The 23,636-nt window shown below is 45.1% G+C and carries 25 protein-coding genes and 1 pseudogene; 20 read left to right on the top strand and 6 right to left on the bottom strand.

From position 1 onward, the window contains the following. The first annotated feature begins 54 nt into the window (after window positions 1-54). The 4 genes and pseudogenes from LCM00_RS03830 (at window position 55) to LCM00_RS24855 (ending at window position 5,306) form a co-directional block, all read left to right on the top strand. Window positions 55-945 (top strand): SAM hydrolase/SAM-dependent halogenase family protein, encoded by an 891-nt coding sequence (locus tag LCM00_RS03830; protein WP_224898003.1) that lies wholly within the window; start codon window positions 55-57, stop codon window positions 943-945. Window positions 946-1,934: 989 nt separating this feature from the next. Continuing rightward, on the top strand, window positions 1,935-3,251 hold the full coding sequence (locus tag LCM00_RS03825; RefSeq protein WP_224898001.1) for a coiled-coil domain-containing protein: 1,317 nt from the start codon (window positions 1,935-1,937) through the stop codon (window positions 3,249-3,251). 357 nt (window positions 3,252-3,608) lie between these two features. Then, window positions 3,609-4,364, top strand: a pseudogene (locus tag LCM00_RS24860) (HAMP domain-containing protein); the annotation flags it as partial. Next, window positions 4,350-5,306, top strand: a complete 957-nt coding sequence (locus tag LCM00_RS24855) for a methyl-accepting chemotaxis protein (RefSeq protein ID WP_404802138.1) — start codon at window positions 4,350-4,352, stop codon at window positions 5,304-5,306. The pseudogene LCM00_RS24860 and the gene LCM00_RS24855, both read left to right, overlap by 15 nt. 131 nt (window positions 5,307-5,437) lie before the next feature. Here LCM00_RS24855 and LCM00_RS03815 read toward each other — a convergent pair whose 3' ends face one another. Continuing rightward, window positions 5,438-5,755 carry a hypothetical protein gene (locus LCM00_RS03815; RefSeq protein ID WP_224897998.1) on the bottom strand — a complete coding sequence of 106 codons (318 nt, stop codon included), beginning with the start codon at window positions 5,753-5,755 and terminating at the stop codon, window positions 5,438-5,440. Between the two features lie 161 nt (window positions 5,756-5,916). Between LCM00_RS03815 and LCM00_RS03810 the strand changes: the two genes are divergently transcribed. From LCM00_RS03810 to LCM00_RS03775, 8 genes are all read left to right on the top strand, one after another. Beyond that, entirely contained in the window at window positions 5,917-7,152 is a 1,236-nt protein-coding gene (locus tag LCM00_RS03810) for a hemolysin family protein (RefSeq protein ID WP_224897996.1), read from the top strand. 173 nt (window positions 7,153-7,325) lie between these two features. Continuing rightward, window positions 7,326-8,108: a helix-turn-helix domain-containing protein gene (locus tag LCM00_RS03805; protein WP_224897994.1), complete on the top strand. Its 783-nt coding sequence runs from the start codon at window positions 7,326-7,328 to the stop codon at window positions 8,106-8,108. Window positions 8,109-8,404: 296 nt separating this feature from the next. After that, complete coding sequence (locus LCM00_RS03800; RefSeq protein ID WP_224897992.1) at window positions 8,405-8,764, top strand: VOC family protein; 360 nt, start codon at window positions 8,405-8,407, stop codon at window positions 8,762-8,764. Between the two features lie 84 nt (window positions 8,765-8,848). Continuing rightward, on the top strand, window positions 8,849-10,309 hold the full coding sequence (locus tag LCM00_RS03795; protein ID WP_224897990.1) for an esterase/lipase family protein: 1,461 nt from the start codon (window positions 8,849-8,851) through the stop codon (window positions 10,307-10,309). A gap of 179 nt (window positions 10,310-10,488) precedes the next feature. After that, entirely contained in the window at window positions 10,489-11,538 is a 1,050-nt protein-coding gene (locus LCM00_RS03790; RefSeq protein WP_224897988.1) for an ArsR/SmtB family transcription factor, read from the top strand. Continuing rightward, window positions 11,535-12,767, top strand: coding sequence for an MFS transporter (locus LCM00_RS03785; RefSeq protein ID WP_224897986.1), 1,233 nt, complete (start codon window positions 11,535-11,537; stop codon window positions 12,765-12,767). Before LCM00_RS03790 ends, LCM00_RS03785 begins: the two co-directional genes overlap by 4 nt. 135 nt (window positions 12,768-12,902) lie before the next feature. Further along, on the top strand, window positions 12,903-13,472 hold the full coding sequence (locus LCM00_RS03780) for a DUF402 domain-containing protein (protein ID WP_224897984.1): 570 nt from the start codon (window positions 12,903-12,905) through the stop codon (window positions 13,470-13,472). Then, window positions 13,444-13,935, top strand: a complete 492-nt coding sequence (locus tag LCM00_RS03775; RefSeq protein ID WP_224897982.1) for a GNAT family N-acetyltransferase — start codon at window positions 13,444-13,446, stop codon at window positions 13,933-13,935. The genes LCM00_RS03780 and LCM00_RS03775 overlap by 29 nt, the downstream gene beginning before the upstream one ends. A 63-nt stretch (window positions 13,936-13,998) precedes the next feature. Here LCM00_RS03775 and LCM00_RS03770 read toward each other — a convergent pair whose 3' ends face one another. Together LCM00_RS03770 and LCM00_RS03765 are read right to left on the bottom strand one after the other, a co-directional pair. Beyond that, window positions 13,999-14,670 carry a hypothetical protein gene (locus LCM00_RS03770; RefSeq protein WP_224897980.1) on the bottom strand — a complete coding sequence of 224 codons (672 nt, stop codon included), beginning with the start codon at window positions 14,668-14,670 and terminating at the stop codon, window positions 13,999-14,001. 29 nt (window positions 14,671-14,699) lie between these two features. Then, the gene (locus tag LCM00_RS03765) at window positions 14,700-15,179 is read right to left on the bottom strand and encodes an Hsp20/alpha crystallin family protein (protein ID WP_009793195.1); all 480 of its coding nucleotides are present in this window, start codon (window positions 15,177-15,179) and stop codon (window positions 14,700-14,702) included. A gap of 193 nt (window positions 15,180-15,372) precedes the next feature. Here LCM00_RS03765 and LCM00_RS03760 point away from each other — a divergent pair, with 193 nt between their 5' ends. Next, window positions 15,373-15,873 (top strand): GNAT family N-acetyltransferase, encoded by a 501-nt coding sequence (locus tag LCM00_RS03760; protein WP_224897978.1) that lies wholly within the window; start codon window positions 15,373-15,375, stop codon window positions 15,871-15,873. A gap of 110 nt (window positions 15,874-15,983) precedes the next feature. Beyond that, a complete protein-coding gene (locus LCM00_RS03755) occupies window positions 15,984-17,051 on the top strand; it encodes an ATP synthase beta subunit C-terminal domain-containing protein (RefSeq protein ID WP_224897976.1) in 1,068 nt (355 codons plus the stop codon). 27 nt (window positions 17,052-17,078) lie between these two features. Here the strand turns inward: LCM00_RS03755 and LCM00_RS03750 are convergent, their stop codons facing one another. Then, window positions 17,079-17,312 (bottom strand): hypothetical protein, encoded by a 234-nt coding sequence (locus tag LCM00_RS03750; RefSeq protein ID WP_224897974.1) that lies wholly within the window; start codon window positions 17,310-17,312, stop codon window positions 17,079-17,081. A 12-nt stretch (window positions 17,313-17,324) separates the two neighbouring features. Continuing rightward, entirely contained in the window at window positions 17,325-17,576 is a 252-nt protein-coding gene (locus LCM00_RS03745) for a hypothetical protein (RefSeq protein WP_148973165.1), read from the bottom strand. 88 nt (window positions 17,577-17,664) lie between these two features. On the opposite strand from LCM00_RS03745, the gene LCM00_RS03740 reads away from it, so the two are divergent. The 6 genes from LCM00_RS03740 to sigH all read left to right on the top strand — a co-directional run bounded on the left by LCM00_RS03740 (window position 17,665) and on the right by sigH (window position 22,937). Next, the gene (locus LCM00_RS03740) at window positions 17,665-17,892 is read left to right on the top strand and encodes a hypothetical protein (RefSeq protein WP_224897972.1); all 228 of its coding nucleotides are present in this window, start codon (window positions 17,665-17,667) and stop codon (window positions 17,890-17,892) included. Window positions 17,893-18,055: 163 nt separating this feature from the next. Beyond that, window positions 18,056-18,574: a nitroreductase family protein gene (locus LCM00_RS03735; protein WP_224897970.1), complete on the top strand. Its 519-nt coding sequence runs from the start codon at window positions 18,056-18,058 to the stop codon at window positions 18,572-18,574. Window positions 18,575-18,765: 191 nt separating this feature from the next. Continuing rightward, on the top strand, window positions 18,766-19,422 hold the full coding sequence (gene modB / locus LCM00_RS03730) for a molybdate ABC transporter permease subunit (protein ID WP_224897967.1): 657 nt from the start codon (window positions 18,766-18,768) through the stop codon (window positions 19,420-19,422). 96 nt (window positions 19,423-19,518) lie between these two features. Continuing rightward, entirely contained in the window at window positions 19,519-21,108 is a 1,590-nt protein-coding gene (locus tag LCM00_RS03725; protein WP_224897965.1) for a M2 family metallopeptidase, read from the top strand. 64 nt (window positions 21,109-21,172) lie between these two features. Next, window positions 21,173-22,036: a PhzF family phenazine biosynthesis protein gene (locus LCM00_RS03720; protein WP_224897963.1), complete on the top strand. Its 864-nt coding sequence runs from the start codon at window positions 21,173-21,175 to the stop codon at window positions 22,034-22,036. A 250-nt stretch (window positions 22,037-22,286) separates the two neighbouring features. Continuing rightward, window positions 22,287-22,937, top strand: a complete 651-nt coding sequence (gene sigH, locus LCM00_RS03715) for an RNA polymerase sporulation sigma factor SigH (protein WP_224897961.1) — start codon at window positions 22,287-22,289, stop codon at window positions 22,935-22,937. 134 nt (window positions 22,938-23,071) lie between these two features. Here the strand turns inward: sigH and LCM00_RS03710 are convergent, their stop codons facing one another. Further along, window positions 23,072-23,527, bottom strand: a complete 456-nt coding sequence (locus tag LCM00_RS03710) for a general stress protein (RefSeq protein WP_224897959.1) — start codon at window positions 23,525-23,527, stop codon at window positions 23,072-23,074. Window positions 23,528-23,636: the final 109 nt, after the last annotated feature.

Genomic DNA, 23,636 nt, shown 5'->3' with positions numbered 1-23,636 from the left:
GAGTCTTTCCCGGCATAACTCTTTTTATACACAAATATTGAAAGGGTGAAAGAGATGGGGAGGGCATTAGTATTTCAATCAGATTTCGGGTTGGCAGACGGGGCAGTCAGTGCGATGCACGGTGTTGCTTTTTCCGTCAGCCCTGCCATTCCAATTTTCAATTTGACGCATAACATCCCTGCTTTCTCTGTGTGGGAGGCATCCTGCAGGCTTTATCAGACTCTCCCGTATTGGCCTGAGGGAACAGTCTTTGTTTCTGTCGTCGATCCTGGTGTAGGTTCTGAGAGGAGGAGCCTTGCTGTCAAAACAGTGTCCGGACAGGTGGTCATTACACCGGATAACGGTACATTGACACATGTCAGCATGAATGCAGGGATTACTGAAGCAAGGGTCATTGACGAGACGATGAACCGGCTTCCAGGATCTTTGGAATCTCATACATTCCACGGCAGGGATATTTATGCGTATACAGGTGCAAGGCTGGCCAGCGGGGCAGTCAGCTTTGAAGAACTGGGGGAAGCTGCCGACCCCGCAGGCATTTGTGTTCTGCATGCTGCATGCTCTTCGCTCAATAAAGGCAAAGCTGCAGGGGGCATTGAAATCATGGATGTCCGCTTCGGTAATTTGTGGACGAATATTGGCAGGTCTCTGTTAAAAGAGATGAGTGTGGCATATGAAGACAAACTGACAGTGGAAATAAGGGCCGGCCAATCACTTGCTTTTAGAGGGCAGGTCACTTTTGGGAAATCTTTTGCTGATGTCCCCGGGGGAGAACCTGTTGCCTATATAAACTCACTTGGCAATCTTGGGCTGGCTGTTAACCAAGGTTCTTTTGCTGAAATATTTTCGATAGGGGCAGGGCAAGATTGGACCATAGCTGTTGAAAAGGCGGATCCTGGAGAGTTGCTGCAGAAAAATTTTGAACATGAGGCTGCTGCAACATGAGAGGGGTTTGGGGAGTGCAGGCTGGCTTGCTCATTAGGTCCTTTTGCTGCAAGAAGATGGAAGATAAAAGTTAATGATATAACCAATGAGAAAGACCTGGAAAGGTCTTTTTTTTTAGGGAAATTTGATTTGAAAGTTTTATCAATTGGAGAATGCTTCGGAGGAGAAGAGACAGCCGGAAACCCCAGGTCAGAGTGCTTGAAGCGGAGTACATGAGGTACTCAAGAGAGAGAATTTATTGATCAGAGTGCTTCAAATGGGACATATGAGGTACTAGAGAGAGGGTTAACATGTGCCTGATTCTCCTGACTGATTACATACTGCACGTCAAATTACCGATATTGAATTTATATATTTTGACCCGGAAAACATTTCATCCGCTTTATATCTTCGTTCAATCCCACAAACGTGAAATCAGCCTTCCTAACCATAAAAACGGGTTTAATAATTGGCTGAAGCCTTCAGATAGAATTTCCATGAAAATCGAGTCTTTTTGTTTTCCGGCCGCCAGCCTGCGTTTTTTTCTTCTTTTTTTATTCGCCATATTTTCACCAGCCTTAGAGTGGATGTCGCAAAATGGTATAATAAGTTTTTATAACCAATATTATACAAAATAAAACTTCCTGCTTACTATATGCTAATTTACCTGGATGAATGTATGGAGAAAAAAATGTCTAAATTGCTCGTTTAGATAGATTTTCGCTGTTTTTCTGTAAAATAAAGGGATTTGGACCGTGAAAACTAGTATAAAAGTGGTTTAATGTCACGATTGAAATATAACTGTAATATAATTATTACCTGTTTGAAAGATTTGGATGTTATACTTCTAATTGTGAAAAAAAGGTTTAAATTGGTTTATTTAATAGAAATTTGTCACAGAATAACTGAAATTGAAAATTCAAATACATAATAGTTTGCCGTTGGCTTTTGCAATTTAGATAGAGAGAGAATCTTATAGCTTGGCAAAGGGAAGCAGGGGGAAGAGAGCGATGAAAAAGAAATTAGTAGTGCTAAATACGACAATTATGCTTGGCCTGGGAAGTGCATTTTCCATACCGGCAGTAAATGCGGATACATTACACAGCAAAAAAGCTCAAATCCAGGAACAGCGTTCTGGAATCCAGGCTAATATATCCAAGGCAGCTCAGGAGATTGCAAAAGCCCAGAATGAACTGGAAAAATTAAATGCCCAGATTGCACGCGTCAATCAGGCTATCAAGGATAATAACAGCAAGATATCGGCCACAAAAGAAGAAATTGCTGCTACAAATGCAGAGATTGAAGAACTGAAGAAAGAAGTCGCTGTCATTCAGGAACGCATTGAGAAGAGGAACGAAGTGCTGAAGGAAAGGGCCAAGTCTTTCCAGGAGAGCGGTGCTTCAGTCGGATATATTGAAGTGCTGATGGGCTCCACTAGCTTCAGTGATTTCATTGACCGCGTAGGAGCGGTAGCTAAGATCGTCGAGGCTGACAGAGGTTTGATGGAAGAGCATGAAGCGGATAAGAAGGAGCTCGAAGAAAAGCAGGCTTCTGTTGAGAAAAAACTGTCAGGCCTTAATGAAATGAAGACAGAGCTTGAAGGCATGCAGGCTCAGATACTTGAACAGAAGGCACAGATTGATACACTCAAGGCTGAGGTCCAGCAAAAGGAAAAGCAGGCTTCTGCCCTGAAAGCGGACTTGCTTCAAAAAGATGCCTCACTTGCATCTGAACTGACTTCAATTGACAATGCGATTGAGCAGGAAAGAAAGCGCCAGGCTGCCGAAGCTGCCAAAGCAGTTCAAAGGAGCTACAGCTCTAATGCAACAGAATCTTCAAACAGCGGAGGCAGCAACAGCGGAAGCAGCAGCAACAGCGTAAGCAGCAATAATGGCGGGAGCAGCAGTACTCAGTCATTCTCACCAGCTCCGAAGGCAAACGGAAATATTAATACTGCCATCACTGCAGGTTATAAATATATCGGAAACTCCGTCTATGTATTTGGTGGAGGAAGAACTGCATCTGACGTGGCCAACGGCCGTTTCGACTGCTCCGGATTTGTACACTGGGCTTTTGCACAGGCTGGCATCAGTGTCGGATCAAGCACTGATTCTCTTAAAAACTCAGGCACCCGCGTTTCCACAAGCGAAATGCAGCCAGGGGACCTAGTATTCTTCAATACTTATAAAACGGATGGACATGTCGGAATCTATATCGGCGGCGGTAAATTCATCGGTTCACAAAGTTCGACTGGCGTAGCGATTGCCAATATGTCAAGCGGCTATTGGGCACAGAAATTCAACGGGCGTGTAGTAAGGGTCCGTTAATAGAAAATTCTTCATTAAGGAGAGGGCAAATATGCCCTCTCCTTTTATTAGGATAAGAAAGTATTTATGAAACTTAGGCTGTTGGCAAGCTTCTGCTCTTAGACCCAATAGGCCAATCGCCTAAAGGGAAGAAGTAATTTTCAGGCCTGTCTTATAATGAGAATAGATTTACAAGTAGCACTGCGCTTGTTTACCCCCTTAACCTTTGGTAAACCACCTCTAATCCCCCTGTCCAATGCAGGGTAGTACAATATACCTGGAAATATATTAGAAAAATGAATATTTTCTGTATATTATATTGAATCTTGTATATTTTCTGCCGATAATAGTAAAAAAGCATGATTCTGGGGGAATGAAATGATTACTATATTAAGAAATTGGAATCTGGGAAAGAAATACATAGCTGTCTTCTCTGCAACTATTTGTTTGTTCATTTTATCAGCAGCAGTCGTTTTCAATCAGTTTTCTTTGATTAAAAGGGATGTAGCTTCCATTGATGAGAGCAGCACGCGCGCTGTCCAGCTTACGGAGATGGGTTCCATTTACCGCTCAAAGACAATTATGGTGCTGGATTATGTGCAGGTGCGCTCGCAAAGAATCGTTGAAAACTATGATAAGCAATCGGGCGAATTCCTCCAGCTGCATGATGCACTAAAAGGAAGCATGAAAACGAAGGAGGAGCAGGAGCTTTATGCCAAGTTCATCGAAAGTGATGAGAGGCTTAATGAACAGTTTAAAGAACAGCTTATACCGAATGTCGAAAGCAATGCCCGGGTTTTGACGGTTCTGAATGATATCCGCACCAAGAGAGATACCGTCATCGCACGATTAAATGAATTAAGAGAAAGTGTGGAGGCGGGCAAGGACCAGTCAATCGCCAGTACTGAGGAAAGGCTTCAGGCCAGCATCTTCATTTTGATTGCCTCCATCCTTGTCTCTTCTGCTTCAGGCTTTGCATTCATTATTCTCATTAACAGGACAGTGAAGAAAAATCTCAGGGAAGTGGTTGATAGCGCCAGGCGGGTATCATCAGGGAATCTTTCTGGACAACCGCTCGTTTGGAAGGGAAAAGATGAAATCGGAATCCTGGCGAGTGCCATGGATGATATGAAAGAAAATCTCCTCCAGATGGTAGGCTCCATTCAGGAAGCTGCGGGTTCGGTCCAGACTCAAAGCAGTATCCTGACAAAGTCTGCTAACGAGGTTGCTGCAGGGGGCAGGCAAATATCAGCAACAATGGAGGAACTTGCTTCCGGCACTGATCAGCAAGCGCTGGCAGCATCAGATCTTTCTGAAACAATGGCCAGATTTTCACAGAGCATCAAGGCTGCACATAATTTTGGAATATCTATGTCGGATACGGCGGGGAATGTATTAAAGGAGGCTTCCATTGGCATGGAGAGAATGGAGCAGGCGGGAAAGGATATGGCGCAGATTCATAACACCGTCGAGGGCTCTGTTTCTAAAGTTGGTGAGCTTGAAAAGCAGTCAGGGGAGATTGCTTCCCTTGTTGAAGTGATTCAGGGTATCGCAGACCAGACGAATCTGCTGGCTCTGAACGCTGCGATTGAGGCGGCGAGAGCGGGAGACAGCGGAAAAGGGTTTGCCGTCGTTGCCAAGGAAGTAAAGGCCCTTGCCCAGCAGGTAACCTCTTCACTGGTTCATATCACAGATATCATAGCCAGCATTCAGAGAGAATCAAAGCAGATTGCCGAATCTTTGAAGAACAGCTACTTACAGGTTCAGCGGGGCACCGGGAGCCTGAAGGATACTGAAGAGACTTTCAGCTGCCTGAAAAAATCTATACTTTCTTTAGGGGAGACGATTTCCAAAATGAGCAGCACCCTTGAGGAGGCGAATACGAATACATCTGCCATCAGCCAGTCGGTTGAAACGATAGCATCGGTGTCCGAAGAAGCAGCCGCAGGAGTAGAAGAGACAGCTGCAACAATTATCCAATCCAACTCAGTGATGACCGATGTTGAACAAAATGCCAACGGTCTCGCAGAGCTGGCAAAACAGCTCAATCAGCTTGTCAGCCGATTTAAACTATAAGAAATGGCCCGCGGGATCACCGGGCCATTTCTTATATGTACTCCGCAGCAATGGCGAGGCAGCATATGTCAAATTTGCTCGGGTGCAGGATTATGATCTGTGTCCTGCACCTTAGTATGAGCAAAGCTCCTTTATGCTTTATTTGCCAATGAACGGAATATCTGTGTTCTAATGCTTCCCTGTACAATGTTTTGAATGAAAAAGTCGCCTATCAGCTTAACATAGTCTTCATCGTCAAAAAGCCTTTTATTCTGAAGCTCCATTTCTGCCAGGCCTTCATAGGTGCAGAGGAATGCATATGTATGATCCGGCCCTGTGACAGGAGTCAGGATATCGACTTTGTGGTCGTACATTTCATTTCTGTGCTGCTGGATCGCTTTAATATTTTCAATAGCTTCTTCAAACTTGTCCTGCTTAAGTTCAAAGGTTTGGTAGACAAAGACAGACATTTCAAACACTCCTTATGCATAAAGGATGACAGCATTCATAGCATGCACAGAAAAGGAATTTTTATACGGCGGAATGGGGTAAGTATCTTAAACAGGGTTTATGCTTTGTATATTCTTCTTATATTGGGTATGATGGAAGAAAAAACTCTTGGAGGAAAACTGTGTTTATCGCTATAATTTTCTTTTTGTTTATGTCCTTTTTCTTGTCGGGGAGTGAAACGGCGCTGACTGCTGTCAATAAAATGAAGCTGAAGACAAGAGCTGAAAATGATGATCGTAAAGCTCAAAAGCTTCTTGATACTGTAGCAAAGCCGGATGAACTGATCACCGCCATCCTGATAGGCAATAATATCGCCAATATCATGCTTCCTACATTGGTCACCATCGTGGCGATCAATTATGGAATTAATGTAGGGATTGCGACCGGTATATTGACAGTCGTCCTGATTATTTTTGCAGAAGTGCTCCCTAAGTCCATCGCTGCAACTTTTGCAGACAAAATTGCATTTATCGTGTTCCCGGTAATTCGTTTCCTGATGATGATCCTGAAGCCATTGACATTTTTGCTGTCAAGATTCACAAGGGGGGTCATCCGTCTGCTTTCGAAGGACAGCGAAGCGGAAGTCAGCTTTTCGAAGGAAGAGCTGATTACAATGGTGGATATTGCTACAACGGAAGGGACATTTAATAATGAAGAAACAACCAGGATCAAAGGAGTCATTGATTTCTTTGAACTTGATGTGCGTGACGCCCTGAAAACGCCGCGTACTGAGATCATCGGCATTCCTGCTGATTCTACTTACGAAGAGGCGAGAGATATTGTATTGCACAGCCATTACACACGCTATCCCGTATACAAAGAAAATATGGACAATATTGTCGGGGTATTTCACAGCAAGCAGCTCCTGTCCTGGTCCCTCGATCTTTCAAAAGCACTGGATGAATATACAGATAATGACCCTTTATTCATCTACGAATTCCATTCAATAGAAAGGGTCTTTAAGCTTATGATGAAGGAGCGTAAGCATATTGCCATCGTCCTCGATGAATACGGGGGTACACGCGGAATCATTACGCATGAAGATATCATTGAGGCAATGATCGGACAGGAAATCAATGATGAAACAGATGATGAAGAAGTACTGATAGAAGAACTTACCGACTCTCATATCGTCTGCAGCGGAAAGCTTTCCCTCCATCGGCTTAATGAAGCTTTTAAGACAAAGATTCCGGAAGATGAGGATGTTTTGTCCGGTTTCCTGCTGAAGGAATTAGGCTATTTTCCTGAAGAAGGAGAAACTTATGACTACCACCATCTGCGCTTTACAGTAAAGGAAATAGAAGACAATAAAGTCAAGCAGATCGAGATAGCAAAACAGGCTGGTACAGTTGAATAGATAAAAAATGGGATTCTGCCGGGAAAATGGCAGAATCTTTTTTTTGAAATCTGAGGCTGGAGCGCGCACACATACTGAGAGAATGAAAATTCTGTACTTTTTTCTTTATTAAAAAGGGTTTTGCGGGACGGAGAGCCAATAGTAACTAGAGCAAAAAAGAGAAAGGTGAAACTATGAACCCGGAACAGATAAAAGCTGCAGATAAGGCGATTGCTTATATGAAGCAGCATCTTGAGGAAGAGATAACCACTAAAGAGCTTGCTGATTTAACAGGCTACAGCCTTTTCCATTTTACCAGGATCTTTAAAAGGGCGACAGGAATCTCTCCGAGGCATTTTCTTAGTGCTTTAAGGATCGAGATGGGGAGGGAAGAGCTGGCCAGGAAATCTTCACTGACTAAGGCTATGATGGCTTCAGGATATCTAAGCCCAGGTACGTTTCAAACACGCTTTAAAAATTATGTGGGAATCAGCCCCAAACGATACGAAGCCAGTATGGAAATGCTGCAGAAGATGATGGACGAGACGAAAACTTTTCTCCCGGAGGGAAGGGAACCGGAAAGGCTGGGAAGCGGGTCAAAAGTAAGCTGCCATATCCAGGTTCCCCAAGGCTTCAGGGGAATTATCTTTGCCGGACTGTTCCCTAAGCCGATTCCTGATCAGAGGCCTGTCAAAGGGACTGCTTTCAGCCATAACAGCCCTCAGTGCATTTTTACAGACGTCCCGGAAGGAACTTATTATCTGCTGGCAGCAGGTCTGGAGTGGAGCATGAATCCCCTCAGGTATTTTCAGCCTGATACATTCCTTAGGGGGAAAATAGAAGGGACGGTAGAAATCACAAAAAATACGGTAAGCAAAGCCGCCCTTCAGCTGAGAGGGCCGCTTCCCCATGATCCGCCTATATTAATCAATCTTCCTCTCTTATTGTTTGAAAAAATAACCAACAAAGCAAACTAGAAGAATTTTATGGAAAAGTAAGGCTGTATAATCATGAAAAAGGGGGAGAGCGCTGTGCATATTAAAACAGATATTATCTGAATAAGGATGATCTTACTAATGTAACCGTTAATTTGGAGGATATCCGGAAGGTGTGAGGATCTCGCTCATACATGACGGCTGGGGAGAGAGCGGGGAGTGGAATCAGGCAAAACAATGGCATACGGCCGCCTGGGATCAAATCCTTTCCAGCCTGAAACAGAATATTGAATCCGGCAAGGGTAACTTTGCTGCCAATAATAAAGGGGGAAGCTATAATGGCTCAATTATGTGCAATAGGGATTTATGTACCAGATTTAACCAAAGCGCTCCGGTTTTACACAGAAGTGCTTGATTTTGAAGTAAACAAACAATATGGCTCGAAAATAGTGTCGCTTGCGCACGGGGAACTGCCGATTATTCTGGAAGAAACTGCAGGTGCTGATTATATCGAGAGAAAGGAAGCAACAGGGCCGGTTCTGGTGCTTCAGACGGAAAACTTGGAAAATGAAGTCTTGCGCCTGAAATCAAAAGGTGCAGATTTAGTGATTGAAGAACCGGCAGATTGTCCGCCGGGCAGATATATAAGTTTCAGGGATCCGTTCGGCAATATATTAGAATATTTGCAGTTTGAGTGAGGAGAATCCAACTTTCTCCTCTTTTTTTGTATGCTTCAAAAACGTACACTGAAGCTGAAAAATTTGAAAAAGGAGGGGATATCTATGAAAGCGCTGCCAGTAATGGTGCTGATCTTTTTCTTTGCTGCTCCACTCGCATCGTCTGCCGGAGGGGGCGGAGGAAGCGGCGGGAATCCGGGGCGATGGTATCCGGGAGAAAATCCAAATAAGGTGAATCCTTCTCTTCCGCCGCTTGTGTTTATCCATGGCTACAGCAATTCTGCAAATATCTGGCGAGAGGATAATGATATGCCGGAAATAGCGAGGGCATACGGCTATCAGACCGCTTATGCCGACCTTTATCCGGATAAGGATATGTGGGAAAACGGAACGATGCTGGCCGGTATGCTCGAGGAAATCTACCACCATTTCGGGCAGAAAAAACTGGCAGTTGTCGCTTATAGCAAGGGCGGTGTGGATATTCAGACAGCTCTTGTCCATAATGAAGCACATCCTTTTGTCTCCAAAGTGATCACCTTATCTGCTCCCCACAGCGGCACACAGCTCGCAGATCTTGCCAACAGCAGTGCTGCAGGCTGGCTTGCCGAACTTCTCGGCAGCCGAAATGAAGCTACAGCCTCACTCCAGACAGGTTATATGAGCTATTACCGCAGTTTGACAGACTCTCATCCCAATGCCCGGCGGATTCCTTTCTACACAGTCGGTGGGACCGGATGGGGCAGCTTTGGATCGGCAGCATATTGGGGCGGTTTGTACTTGAGCCAGTATGGCAGAAATGATGGAGTTGTGCCCCTAAGCAGTTCGAGGCTCTTAGGAGCCCCTGTTATAGCTGAGCGTTCCTGGAACCATTCAAGCATAAGGCAAGGATCTGTCATATTTCCAGTGCTTAACCCCTTTTTATCTGCGCCTTCTTTCCAATCAGATCATTCACCCTTATTAACCGATACAGATTTTCCCCACGCTGCCAGCTTGATCATTCACGGTGGAATGGCAGATGAGGTGTTTAAAGATTCCTTTCTTATCGAAGATGAAGTAAAGGCTGCCTCAGTGTCTGTGTTAAGCAGCAAAAGTGTTCAGGACATGGTTTTGCAGGATGAACAGGGGAACAGCTATATACCCGACAGAATTTATAAAGACGCTTCAGGATTTTTCTCTGGGGCATATGTCACTGAATTCACTGTAAAGAATCCTGTGCCAGGGAGCTGGACTGTAAGCAGTAAAGAGGGCCGCATCGGCTTTCTGTATACAGTCAGTCTAGAAAGGGATAAAGCTATTCCAGGGATAGGCAAAAATCTGAAGAGCTGGAAAAGCCTGCAGCCGGGCGTGAAGTATCAGACAGAGTGGGTTCATTTTAAAGGAAAGGGGGCCAAGTCCTCCTCCAGTCATGGGATGAAAGCGGGGCTTCCTGATGCTTCAGATTTTAAAGAACATGGCATTTACAATCTCACCATCCAAGTTACTGGAAAAACCGGCCGGGGTAAAGCGTTTGAAAGGAGCATTGTACAGTCCATCTATGTAGATGGATCCGGCAATGTATATAAGTAAAATACTGCTAATGGCATTTTTTATATAATGAATATTCCCAGGTATCGGCATAAGCTGGTGCCTTGTTTTTTATGGGTTCAAAATTTTTGAAATAGAAGATTCTAAAAACATTGAACTTAATATTCAGATAATTTAAAATGAAGATCATACATCATATCAGGAAAATAAGGAGGAGCTCTATGGAACATATTAATTTATCCGGAAGAAAGAGGGAGAGCTACAAGGTGGATTTCAGTTATTCTCTTTTATGGGAGTGCGCCCTTGGTATAGCTGCTGTGACCAACGGGGCACTGATTGACACGCTTGAGCATTCAGCAAAGCTTTCAGGAATCAGGTCAGGGGCTTCTGCCCGTCTTAAGGATCAGCTGGATCATATTGAAAAGAATAATACATGGAAGTCGCTGCTTCAGCTGCTGCATCATCTTGAAGCCCGCACTCTGCATGATTTTGTTGCAGCTGTAGAGGAAATGGATGGAAAAGAGCTGAAGCAGATCTGCCTTCCTTACGTGGGGCAGGAGAAAGAAGAAGCGAGGAAGCGTGCAGCCGCAGGGCATGCTGAATCCCTTGAAGAATTAATACGTTATGTGGAAGGGCATAAATTTTTCCCGGCCTATATCTCCTATATCTTTAAGGAGTCGCCAGGAAAATTAAAGAAACATCTTATTTCCAGTATGGAAGGCTGGTATATGGAAGCTATAGAACCTGACAAAGACGACCTTTCAGCTATATTGGAAAAAGATGTTCATGACAAAAAAATGCTCTCAGCCAGAACTACCCCTGAAGACATCACTGAAATTGCAACAGGGGGGATTACCTACCTTCCTGAGCCTGGTGTCTATACTGTCAGGCTCATTCCGCAATATGTGTACCGTCCCTGGACTATTGAAGCGGATCTGGAAGGCACAAAGGTATTTTATTATCCAGTTTCAAACAGCAGCCTGCCGGCTGATGTGCCGGACAGTCCGGATTATTTCCTTGTTCAAAAGCAAAAGGCATTGGGAGATGAATTCAGGCTGCGCATTGTCAAGCTCCTTTTCAAGGAGGACCTCCCGCTGCAGGATATTACTGAGGAGCTCAATATCGGGAAATCGACTGTACACCATCATCTTAAGATCCTAAGGGCAGCCAAGCTTGCAGAAGTGCACAATCATAAATACAGGCTGAAAAAAGAAGCGGTCCTATCTTTGGGAAGAGACCTCGAAAGGTATTTGAAGGGTGGAAGTGAATGATCTGGAAACTGAAGCCGTTCCGCTATTTATGGGCTGGTGCAGCTGCTTCAGAAGCGGGGGGAGCACTCGGCACCTTCTGCAATTCAATCATGGTATATGAACTGACAGGATCAAAGCTGGCGCTTGGCAGCATGTGGCTGCTGTATTATCTGCCCTCCCTCATCCTGCAGCTACTTTCAGGGCCATTTATCGACAAATGGAGCCGCAAGTGGATCATGGTTGTCTCCCAATGGACTAGGAGTCTTTTTTTCCTTCTTCCTTTTGTGATGATAAGTACCGGCCAGCTTGAAGTTTGGCATATTTATGCTGCCCAGATTGCTGTCGGGCTTGTCTCTCCATTTTATATCCCGGCAAGCCAGGCCCTGCTTCCTTCGCTGATAAAAGGAGACCGTCTGCAGTCTGCAAACGCTGTACTCGACGGTACAGTCCGGCTTTTGTCCATGATTATACCGATGACGGGAGGATTTGTTATTGGGAGAGCAGGAACAGAGGTGAGTCTGCTGCTTGTAACAATTTTCCTGCTGATAAGCGGCAGCTTTCTTTTATTTATTGCAGAACCAGAAGAAGAAAGGACCATTAGAAAAACATGGCTTGCAGAATTCAAGGAGGGTATCTTCTATTATATTAGAAATCCTCTGCTGCTGTGGCTTGGGATTTTCCTTGCTTTCGTCCAGTTGGGGGTAGGAGCTGCGATGGTCCTGAATCTTCCATACATAACTGATGAACTTTCAGAGAGCTACAGCAGCTACGGGATCTTTATGGCGGGATTTCCGGTGGGCTATCTTGCCGGCACGCTTCTTATCGGGAAGGTGCGAATAAGCAATCGCCGCACTGCTATGATGGGCGCGCTGATGGCAGGAGGATTGACTTATATCCTGCTGGCGCTGAACGCCAGTTTTGCAGCTGCTGTTGTGATTGAAGCTGCTGCCGGGATTTTCATGGCATTTTTCAATATACAAAGTACTGTCATCTATCAGCAGACAGTACCGGACCAATTAAGAGGAAAAGTTTTCTCGGCCAGGCTGTTCATCATCAGGGGGGCGATGCCTTTCGGAGTGCTTTCCGGAAGCACGCTTGGAAGCCTGTGGGGTGTTCGGCCCATATTCTTCCTTATGGGGACATTGATCTGCGCTGCATCTGCAGCCGGGCTCCTTCATCCTTACTTTGCGTTCCTGAAGGGGCAGTCAGAATATCAGGAACAAGGGACAGAACCGGATAAACCTGCATAGAGGCCGGTAATTTGCCGTATAAGGTATTGCTTTAAGCCAAAAAAAGAGGGATGGATTGCCGGTTAAAAGAAATAAAATGGTGAATATATCTATTTGATGTAGAGACTTTAAGATTCATTTTGAAGGAGGAGATTTATGCTTAAACGGAGAGACGGCAGGAGGGGCGGATGGAAGCGGGTAAGCGAAAGGTCTTATTCGCAATGCTGGCTGGATTCACAGGAATTTACGGGCCACCTTACTCTCCTTGAAATGGTTAAAGTAACTGAAAAGCTGACGGTCAGATACGAAAAAGAAGAAGTTTGCATTGCTTCCGACGGCTTCAGCTGGCTTCAGCATTTTCCAAAAGATCAGTATTATACTGTCACGACCATGATGGATGACAAAGGAGGAGTCATCCAATGGTATATCGATATTTGCCATGAGATCGGAATCGAAGAAGGTATCCCCTGGATGGATGATCTGTTCCTGGATATCGTAATATTGCCAGCAGGGGATGTATATTTGCTGGATGAAGACGAGCTGGAAGATGCCCTGGAATCCAGTATCATAACCGAAGAGATGTATAACCTTGCAAAAAGGCAGGCTGGTGAACTGATAGACTTGATCCAGGCCGGCAAGTTTCCGCTATTATATCTGGCAAAAAAGCATGCTGAATTTGTGAAAGGAAGGAAAAATAATGGAGATAAGCTTAGCTATGATGTGTGAGGAAGACATGGATGACATATTTATTTTTGAAAATGAGAACCGGGCCTATTTTGAAAAAACGGTTCCTCCCAGACCGGAAGGCTATTATTTTTTTGATACTTTTAAAGGGACAATGAAGCAGCTTATTGCAGAGCAAGAGAATCATTTGTCATATTTTTATATAATTCGCAATGAAAATAGTGAGTTGGCAGGCAGGATTAACCTGACAGATATTGACTTAACTGCCGGGACAGCTCAAGTAGGATACCGGATTGGAGAAGTATTCGCAGGCAGGCAGGTCGCTTCTTCCGCATTGAAACTCCTTCTCCTGGAAGCAGCAGCCAAGCAGCTTCGTGAAATTCAGGCTAAAACGACAAAAGAGAACACAGCCTCTCAAAAGGTGCTTCTAAGAAATGGGTTCACTCAAATGGACTATGACAGTGAATTTATTTTTTTCTCATATAAGGTCATAGAGCCATTCTGATAGAGGCTGATCGTTGGCATAGAAACTTGTGAGACCAACTAAAAAAGGCGGGGAACAAAACACTCACTCTGGAGGCTGTTCTTCACCGCCTTCTTTTTCGTCTGAGGAATCATCGTTCTCATCTTCGCTGCCGGTAAAATCCTGCGGTGTGATGCCTCCTCCATATGTTGCACCTATATTCATCTGGCCGCTGAGTTCCTTTACTCCCAGCTGATTGATATTATTGGTCAATTCATATTTATCGACTATGAACCTGTCAATATGGAATTCCTGAAAAATGACAGGCGGAGAGCCCATGGGGTCAGTCTGGGAAGAAGGTGTGTCCATATGGGGATTTTCTTTTGTGCCAGCGTGAAAAGCAGAGATTTCCCGCTTCAGGTCTGAATTCTCTTTCTCCAGGCGGAAAAGGGCATTCTCAGTATGCTGGAGACGCTGCTCCAGGTTTTCTATCTGTTGGAGGTAGCGGCCGAGTGCTTTATCAATCATTTTTTCAACGTGCTTATCCTCCAGAGCAGGACCGGGGTTTTGTCTTTTATCAGCGGCAGGTGTCCGGGCTGTGAATTTCTTTTTCAGGGCGACGAGGCTTCCCAATTCTTTCTCGATGGTAAGAAAACGCCTGACATGGACATCGCATGTCCTGATTTTTTTAGACTCTTCTTCAAGTGATTCAATCCTCGATTCCAGTCTGGCCAGCCGGTCCGCGCCATCCTTGCCAAGTAAATGTTTAAACGCCATATCTCACCACACCATTTAGTCCTGGGATTTCACTCAATTGGAATCTGTTCCTCCGGCTGTGAGATCTTTCCGTAGCTGATCTCCAGGAGGCCGTTAATGAATTTTGCTGAAAGTTTATTGTCATTAGGAATGGCAGGAAGCTTTACAGCTCTTTCAAAGTTCCCGTGGAACCTTTCTTTTTGAATATTCTTTATACCGCTGTAAGGTACGTAGATAGTTCCCCTGATGATCAGCCTGTCACCCTGGAGGAACAGCTGGACATCCTCCCTTTGGATGCCCGGCAGACCGGCCAGCAGGATGATTTGTGTTTCTGTCTCATATATGTCCACAAGCGGAAATTCGGCTGACTTCCGGTAGCCGGCTTCACCAGGCTCGCCGGCAAAACTGTTGAAAGCCGCAGATTCCCCGAATTGCCCGCCTGGCCCCTGTTCAAAAACCTGGTTCCAAAAATCCCCGCCCTGCACCTTCTGGGCAAGCTCCATCCATTGCTTCATTTTTTCGAGATCCATCATATCACCTGCTTTATAGGTTTCCAGGGATTATTGTTTATTATTAATCATATTTTCATATATGGTATTCATGCATAAATGATGGGAAGTTTGGCAGTTTCAAATAAAAAGAAATTCAATTTGATGTGTAAAAAGCTGCTTGGATTCTTCTTCATATGCAAGAATAAAATCAGCTGAAAGAGGGGGAGTTCATATGGACATCAGGAAGCTGATAAAAGAAGATGCAGAGGAATATAAAAAATTGCGGCTTGAAGCGCTGCAAAATAAACCTGAAGCCTTTGCATCCAGTTATGAAGAGGAACAAGGAAATTCGGCCGATTTTTACGCCAATCGTTTTGCTTCAGTTCTCTCTGCAGAGTTTGGCGCATTTGAGAATGGAGCTTTGGTTGGAACGGTAACTCTGATAAAGGATGCAAAACGAAAGCTTAAGCATCGGGCAATGATTGCTGCGATGTATGTAAAACCTGATTACAGAGGCAAGAGAGCAGGCAGGAATCTGATTGAAGCAGCTATTGATGAAGCTCGTTCGGACCCGGGAATAGAACAGGTCACCCTTTCGGTTGAAAGCGGGAATGAGCCTGCCAAAAGGCTTTATACGTCATTTGGATTTACTGTATTCGGGGTTGAAAAAAGGGCATTAAAAATTGGTGATAACTATTATGACGAAAACCATATGATTCTTTATCTTAGTTGAGGAGGCGAGAGCCTTCTTTTTTTATTTGGTAATAAATATTACTTTAAAAAGTAATTTATAGTTGCTTTGAGAAGTAATTTGTATTACTCTATAAACAGGAGGTGGAAAATTTGGAAAATTTACGCTTGAATGTATCTCTGCTTCGCAAGAAGGTTCCAAATTTGACGGCAGCTGCAAAATCGGTGGGACTTCGTCCTGCTACAGTTTCCAATCTTTGCACCGGAAAGATTCCGGTAGGCAGAGCTGAGGTAAGGACGATCGCCCTGCTTGCTGAACTGGCAGAATGCAGTCTGGATGATTTAATCATTAGAGGGGAGAAGGCAGAGATGATTGAAACGAAAATCAAGGCGCTCGACCTGTTTGCACCATTGGCGAAAGGAGGGACGGCCGGTTTAGTAGCCAGGCCGGGAATGGGGCAGTTAGTGCTCCTGACAGAGCTGTTTTTCCGGCTCAAGAAAGAAGGCTATAAGACAATCCTGCTCATGCCGGAAGGGGATTATCCGGAACTTCAGGATATTCTGATCAATACAGATTATACTGCTGCAACCATTGAGGATGCATACCGGCTTCTCTCAGAACATTCAAAGAATCAAGGAGTTCTGTTTGCAGCTGACAGAGCACATGTGGTGAATGGAACCATCCATGATTTGCAGGGCAGGCTGGAGGCGAACGGGATTAACTCTGTAACAACCTTCCTCCTCGATTTAAAAGGGGAGGCAGTAGATGATGAATTTCCTTACGGACCGCTGGAAACATTATGGCAGTTTGATGCCGACCTTGCTGCCAGGCATTTATATCCTGCGGTAAATCCTATTTACTCTGCCTCTTCTGTCCTTGAGGGAGCATATCTGGATCAGGCTCATCTGACCATCCAGCAGAAGGCACAAAAGCTCCTTCGCCGCTACAGGGAATTAAAGGCGCTTGTCCAAGCGGGGGGAATGGAGAGGCTTCCGCATTCCGAAACACTGGGGTATCAGCGCGGGGCATTGCTGGAAGCCTATCTGACCCAGCCATTTTATACAGCGGAAGAATTTACAGGCCAGAAAGGGCAATCAGTACCGCTTCAGGAAAACCTTACCGACGTCCGAAAAATTTTAGACGGCGCTGCAGATGCATATTCCGCAGAAGAACTGGCCTATATTGGAAGCCTTGCCAGCCATCAGGAGAAGAAATCATAAGAAAAAGCCCGCTCCGGCGGGCTATTTCTATATCACACTGTTTTTCACTGAGTTGGAATCATTCAGGTCAGGATCGGCAATCCAGGAAATTGGGATATTCACAGGTGAGACATCGCCGTTTTGTTCGCCATATCCCTGATTTCTCTTATACGAGATAAACTGGTCGATAAATTGGTTCGGCCCCATATTCACAATAGAAGCATGGTCCAGCACATTGACCTTTAAGGCGAGAAGATTTACCACCATGGGGGCAAATATCATGAACATCACTCCCTACAAATTTGGAATTCTCGCAGAATCAAAGGTAGAATTGGAGTCAAGCTGATCACGGTCATCAACCATTCCCTTTGTGCCGATAAATCCGCTTGCATCCCCGAAGTTCTGTCCGTAGCCCTGATTCTTTTTATCCGAATTATGCCACTCGGCAAGCAGATTTTGGCCGATGTTGACTGCGGAAGCATTTTCAAAAGAATTGATTTTGATCGCGCAGATGTTGATATTGATAAATGGTGCAGGAGCCGGCAATTATATCTCCCCCTTTGTTTGCTTCTAAGTATATTCAGCTCTGCATAATTTATGATAAAGGGGCAGTGAAAGGAAAAGGGGGAAAAGCGTGTTCTATCCTACGCGTATAAACATAGGCAAGACATCAATTAGAAGTGCTGATCATGGAACTGGCATAATTTTTGGCCAGAATATCATGGTTAATAAAGCGGTGAACGGAAAGAAAAACCAGGGATTTGGCCAGCAGTCCGCTGACAGGGTTTTTACGGCCATGCCGGCAGGTGTAGTATGGGATGGGGAGCAGGAAGATAACACGAGTGTGAAAAACAACATCTAGCTATGCCGCAAAGTTCATGTGAATTTTAGAATAACCTTCCCAATCGCCGCATACCTTTAATGTATATACCTCCGAAAGCAAAAGCCCTGCTGCTAAAAGTACGGGGCTTTTGCTTTATGGTTCAAAACTAAGGAATTATTTGCTATAATGATGTTGGACGAAAATGATTATCATTATTGATGAGGTGCTTGCTGTAATGAATATTGAACAATTGGTTACCACTAGAAGAACGATTAAAAAATTTAAAGCAGATCCAGTGGATGAGGCGCTGTTCATGAAGTGGCTTCAAGCGGCCAGCCTTGCTCCCAACCATAAAATGACTGAGCCTTGGGATATAATTTTTGCCGGCCCGGAGACACGCGGAAAGCTGAAGCATAAAACTGATTTTGGCGGAGCGCCGGAAGTGATGGCCGTCACGGTCAAGCATGGGAGAACAGAACTGGAGACAGTTGAAAATACAGCTGCCGTGGCATGCTTTATCCAGAATTTCATGCTGCAGGCATGGGATGAGGGTGTAGGGACCTTCTGGTGTTCTCTTGGTGCTTCAAAGGCTGCGAGGGAAGTGCTCGGAGTTGAGGAGGGGAATGAAGTAGTCGGCATTATCGCTTTTGGCTACCCTGAAGAAATCCCGGCAATCAAAGAGCGCATCAGCATCGAAGACAAAATTAAAAAGCTTCCATAATGATGGATAGAAGGACAGTGCAATTGCCTGTCCTTTTTATGTTGTCTCCGCAAATAAAATACCTGCCGAACTCCTTGTCAGAAAGCATAATCCCTTTATTGCCGCCATTTTTCGGCTATAATGAATCTAGCAGAAAATACAGGGGGCTTTGAAAAAATGATACTAGTTGAATATAGGCGGAGAAGGGAAGGATGACGGAGGACTTCTGGTCGCCCGTCCGGCTGTCAATTTCTGTGGCAGCCATCTCATTGGCCATTGTTTTTGCTGCAGGCATTCTTTTGGCAAGAGTGCTCGCATTAAAAAAATTTAAAGGAAAGCCGCTTATTGAAACCATCCTCCTCCTTCCACTCGTACTTCCGCCATCCGTGGTCGGATTCCTGCTTATCATCGTGTTTGGAAAGCAGTCGTTCATTGGGAGAGCAATAGAAATCTTTATGGGGCAGCCGGTCATATTTACATGGCTGGCTGCCGTAATTGCGTCCAGTGTTGTCGCTTTTCCCTTGATGTATCAGTCGGCAAAGACGGGCTTTGAAACGATCGAGAAGGAAATAGAGGATGCTTCAAGAGTTGATGGAGCTTCAGAGTTGAAGGTGTTCCTTTTCATAGCACTGCCGCTGTCAGCCAAAGCGCTGGCTGCCGGGGGCATACTCAGCTTTGCCAGAGCGCTAGGGGAGTTTGGGGCTACACTCATGTTTGCCGGCAATATACCCGGCAAAACGCAAACCATCCCGACGGCCATTTATTTTGCCATTGACTCAGGGAATATGGAGATTGCCTGGCTTTGGACGGCAGTCATGATCGGGATTTCCTTTATCATGCTTGCAGCGGTCAATACTTTCAGCAAGTAAAGATTCGGTTTACGAAACTTTTTTTGGAGAGAAACAGGTTTTTTGCTGTCATGCCAAGAATATATAATAAGCCCAAAAATCAGAGGGGGAAAAAGCATGACAGCAGAACAGTTTTTACAAAAGCAAAATGAAGCCTTGCAAAAGCTCCAGAAAAAGCGTGCTGAAGCTTCGTGGAAAGCTTCTGTAACCGGAGAAGATGAATGGAACAGGAAGACAGCTGAGGCACAGACAGAGGTAAGCCTCTATCTATCAGATCCTGAAAGATTCCAAAAGGCCGCGGAATTGCTCGGAAGCGGGGAACTGGATCCGCTCGAACAAAGGCAGCTGCAGCTGCTGAAGAACAGTATGGTAAAAAATCAGCTGGACGCGGGCGTACTTAAGGAGCTCTCTGAAAGAAGCTCGGAGCTGATAGGCGTATTCAATACATACAGAGCCGTTTTGGATGGAAAGGAAGTCTCGGAAAATGATATCAGGAAAATCCTTACCGACAGCAAGGACAATGAGCTGCGCGAGCAGGCATGGCATGCAAGCAAGACAATTGGCAGCAGAGTAGAAAAAAAGCTCCTTGACCTTGTGAAGTTAAGGAACAAAACTGCTGTGAAGCTTGGCTACAGGAATTATCATGAAATGAGTTTTGAGCTGCAGGAGCTGAACAGGGACGTTATTTTTGCAATCTTCGATGAGCTGAAGAAGATCTCGGATGAGCCATTCCGCCAGCTGAAGCGGGAAATGGATGAGGAAATTGCAGAACGCCTTTCCATATCAATAGAAGAAATCAGGCCTTGGCATTATGCGGATCCATTTTTTCAGGAAGCGCCTCCTTCTAAAGCACTGAACCTGGATTCTTACTATGAAGGGAAGAATCTGGAGAAGCTGACAGCTGATACATTTGCTTCCATGGGAATGGATATTGGAGATATGCTGGAAAACAGCGATCTATATCCGCGGGAAAAGAAAAATCAGCATGCATTCTGTACAGACATCGACAGGGAAGGGGACGTAAGGGTCCTGTGCAACAACAGCAGCAGCGACTACTGGTCAACCACCATGCTGCATGAGTTCGGGCATGCCGTATATTTCAAGTATATTGACCGTGATCTCCCTTTTCTTCTCAGAGCCCCGGCGCATACATTGACGACTGAAGCGATTGCGATGCTTTACGGACGGATGGGCCGTAATCCGGAGTGGCTGGGAAAATTCCTCGGCATTAATGAGAAGGAATTGGAAGAACTGGCTGGGGAGCTTAAATTGGCGCTCAGAAGGCAGATGCTCATTTCGGCCCGCTGGTTCATCACTTTTTCGCTGTTTGAAAAAGAACTCTATGAAAATCCTGACCAGGATCTGAACCGCTTGTGGTGGAAAATCGTCAAAGAAGTCCAATTCCTGAACCCGCCGGAAAATCAGGATACCCCGCACTGGGCAGCTAAGATCCACTTTACCCTAGTGCCTGTATACTATCAAAATTATCTTTTGGGGGAACTTACAACTTCACAGCTGGAACAGCATATAAAGAAAAATCTGAAGTGTGAAATTCTTTCAAAAGAAGCCGGAAGCTATCTGCTTGAAGAATTTTTCAAGCCGGGAGCGGCCCTCCACTGGAATGAAAAAATAAAAAAAGCAACCGGTGAAAAACTCAACCCGCAGCATTTCATAGACCAATTCGTAGGGGATCTGCAGCAGGCATAAAAGGAAAAAGGCCGCTTCCTTCACAGGAAGCGGCCTTTATGATGGAAAGGAAGGAAACTTTTATATGAGAGTGAACGTCTATATAGTACATGCATTCTGCAGGGACAATATGGGAGGAAACCCGGCAGGAGTAGTTCTTGACGCAGATGGCTTGAGCACCGTGGATATGCAGAAAGTTGCCTCAATGGCGGGATTCCCGGAAACGGCATTTATCAGCCGTTCATTAGCTGGTGATGTATCGTTGAGATATTTTACGCCGGAGAATGAAGTCGACCTTTGCGGACATGCTACCGTCGCCTCATTCCACCTGCTTGTCAGGGAAGGCAGGATATCGCCCGGAAAGCACACATTTGAATGCCGTGCGGGCCTTCTTAAAGCGAGGACGAGTGAGACAGGAGAAATCTTCCTTGAACAGCCCCTTCCGGAAATGGGTGAAACTCTTCCTGCAGAAGAGGCTGCAGCTTCTTTGGGAATCAGCGTGGGTGATCTTCATGAAAGTCTGCCGGTCCAGATTGTTTCTGCCGGACTGCCGGACATCATGGTCCCGATCCGTTCCCGTGATGTCCTGGAATCTATCCAGCCGGATTTCGCGCGGGTGGCTGAGATCAGCAGAAAATATCACGCAATAGGGTATCATCTGTATGCACTCAATGAAAAAAGCGGACCTGCGGCCTTCTGCCGCAATCTTGCGCCTGCCGCCGGCATTCCGGAGGAAAGCGCGACAGGTACGGCCAGCGGCGCTCTGTGTGCTTATCTTTATCATCACCAAAGAATAGCGGCAGGCCCGCATTTTTTTCACCAGGGCGAATCGATGGGACTGCCTTCTATTATAAAGGCAAATCTAACAGCTGCAGATTCCGGGAAAATTGAAAGACTGGAAATTGGCGGTGCGGCGAAACTGAAAGAAAAGATGCTGATACACATTTAGGTCTGTATACATAAAAAATTTCGACAGTATCCCATGCGGCCAGCTTAAATCTTCAGCAATAGACGCCCATTCTTCTGCCTGTGCTCCACTGAGTGTCAGAGTTTGTAAAGAAAGCTCGCTATTTGTTCATATCTTTTAGGCGGAAAATGGTTTAAGATAGAAATAAGTTAATAGACGGACTTTTTAGAAAAAACAATAATGGTATTGTCAGTCAAACTTCAGACTCAGAATGATAGATGGAGGGATATGAGTGAGTGCAAGCATCGCAGTAAAACTGATAGAAGACTATTCAAACTATGAAGACGAAACCCTGGTTGTCCTTTTTCAAAATGGGGATGGTATGGCATCTGAGTATCTTATGAAAAAATACAGGCACTTTGTCAGGGCGAAAGCGAGCAAATTCTTTCTGATCGGCGGAGATAAAGATGATCTTTTTCAGGAAGGGATGATCGGGCTCTACAAAGCAATCCGTGATTTCAAGGAGGACAAGCTTGCCTCATTCAAAGTGTTTGCTGAGCTGTGCATAACAAGACAGATCATCACCGCTGTGAAAACGGCGACACGGCAGAAGCAAATGCCTCTTAATTCCTATATCTCACTGGACAAGCCGATATATGAAGATGAATCCAAGCACACACTCATGGATATCCTCCCGGGCACCATGGTCACCGATCCGGCCATTCTGATTGTAACCCAGGAGAACACAGCAGACATTGAAGAGAAAATAGCTGAGAAGCTGAGCGACCTGGAGCGGAAGGTCCTTGATCTATACGTTGCCGGCCACTCTTATATTGAAATCTCCGAGGAACTGGATACTCACGTCAAATCCATTGACAACGCCCTCCAGCGCGTCAAACGAAAGCTAGACCGCTATCTTGAAAGACGTGAGCTGGTGATTTAAGGAACGGGGAGCTCCCTCTGGAAAAGGGGGCTTTTTTCTTTGGAGCCGGGTAAGGGATAACGATTTACTCTGTTTTAGGGAAAAGTGCAGATTTTATAAAAAAAGAAATCCCGGCAAACAGCCGGAATCTCCCATCAGTATTCTTCCCTTCTGGCAGAAGGTTCATTTCCCGGAGTATCACCGAGCTGGTTCCCTTCATGGGATGGACGAAGCAGTTCATCTTCTTCGACAGTATTATCTACAAAAAGGACATATTGCCCGTCAAATACCCTTTGCGCAAACTCTTCTGCATCCTTATCAGCTGTACCATAGCTCGCGTATTCATCATTTGAGTGGATGCCTGAGCTGGTTCCCGGGTCTGCACCTAAAAACAATGCTTTAGCGGAATCCAGAAAGCGCTGGTTTCCGAGTTCCTGGGAGCCGATGATTTTGGCAATAGCCCCGTATGTCTCAGCAAGTGCTTCAATATTGGAGCCGTCCTTTGACACGATTACCAGTTTTTTGCTGTTATAGCCATTGTCCTTTGCGGCAGCAAGTGCTTCCGTCAGCTCTTCAATCGTATCATAGCCGCCAATCATTTGATTATTCATGAATATTCTCCTCCTGTAGATTAATAGAATTATTTCTATCATTCCCTTGTTTTCATGGTAAGAAACGTTGGAAAGCTTTTACCTCAATATATGAATTTTTTAGAAATAC

Source organism: Bacillus infantis (genome assembly GCF_020171945.1).
Taxonomy (GTDB): domain Bacteria; phylum Bacillota; class Bacilli; order Bacillales; family Cytobacillaceae; genus Bacillus_AB; species Bacillus_AB infantis_A.
Note: the sequence above shows the minus strand (reverse complement) of the source record. Positions and strands in the feature narration are given on the sequence as shown.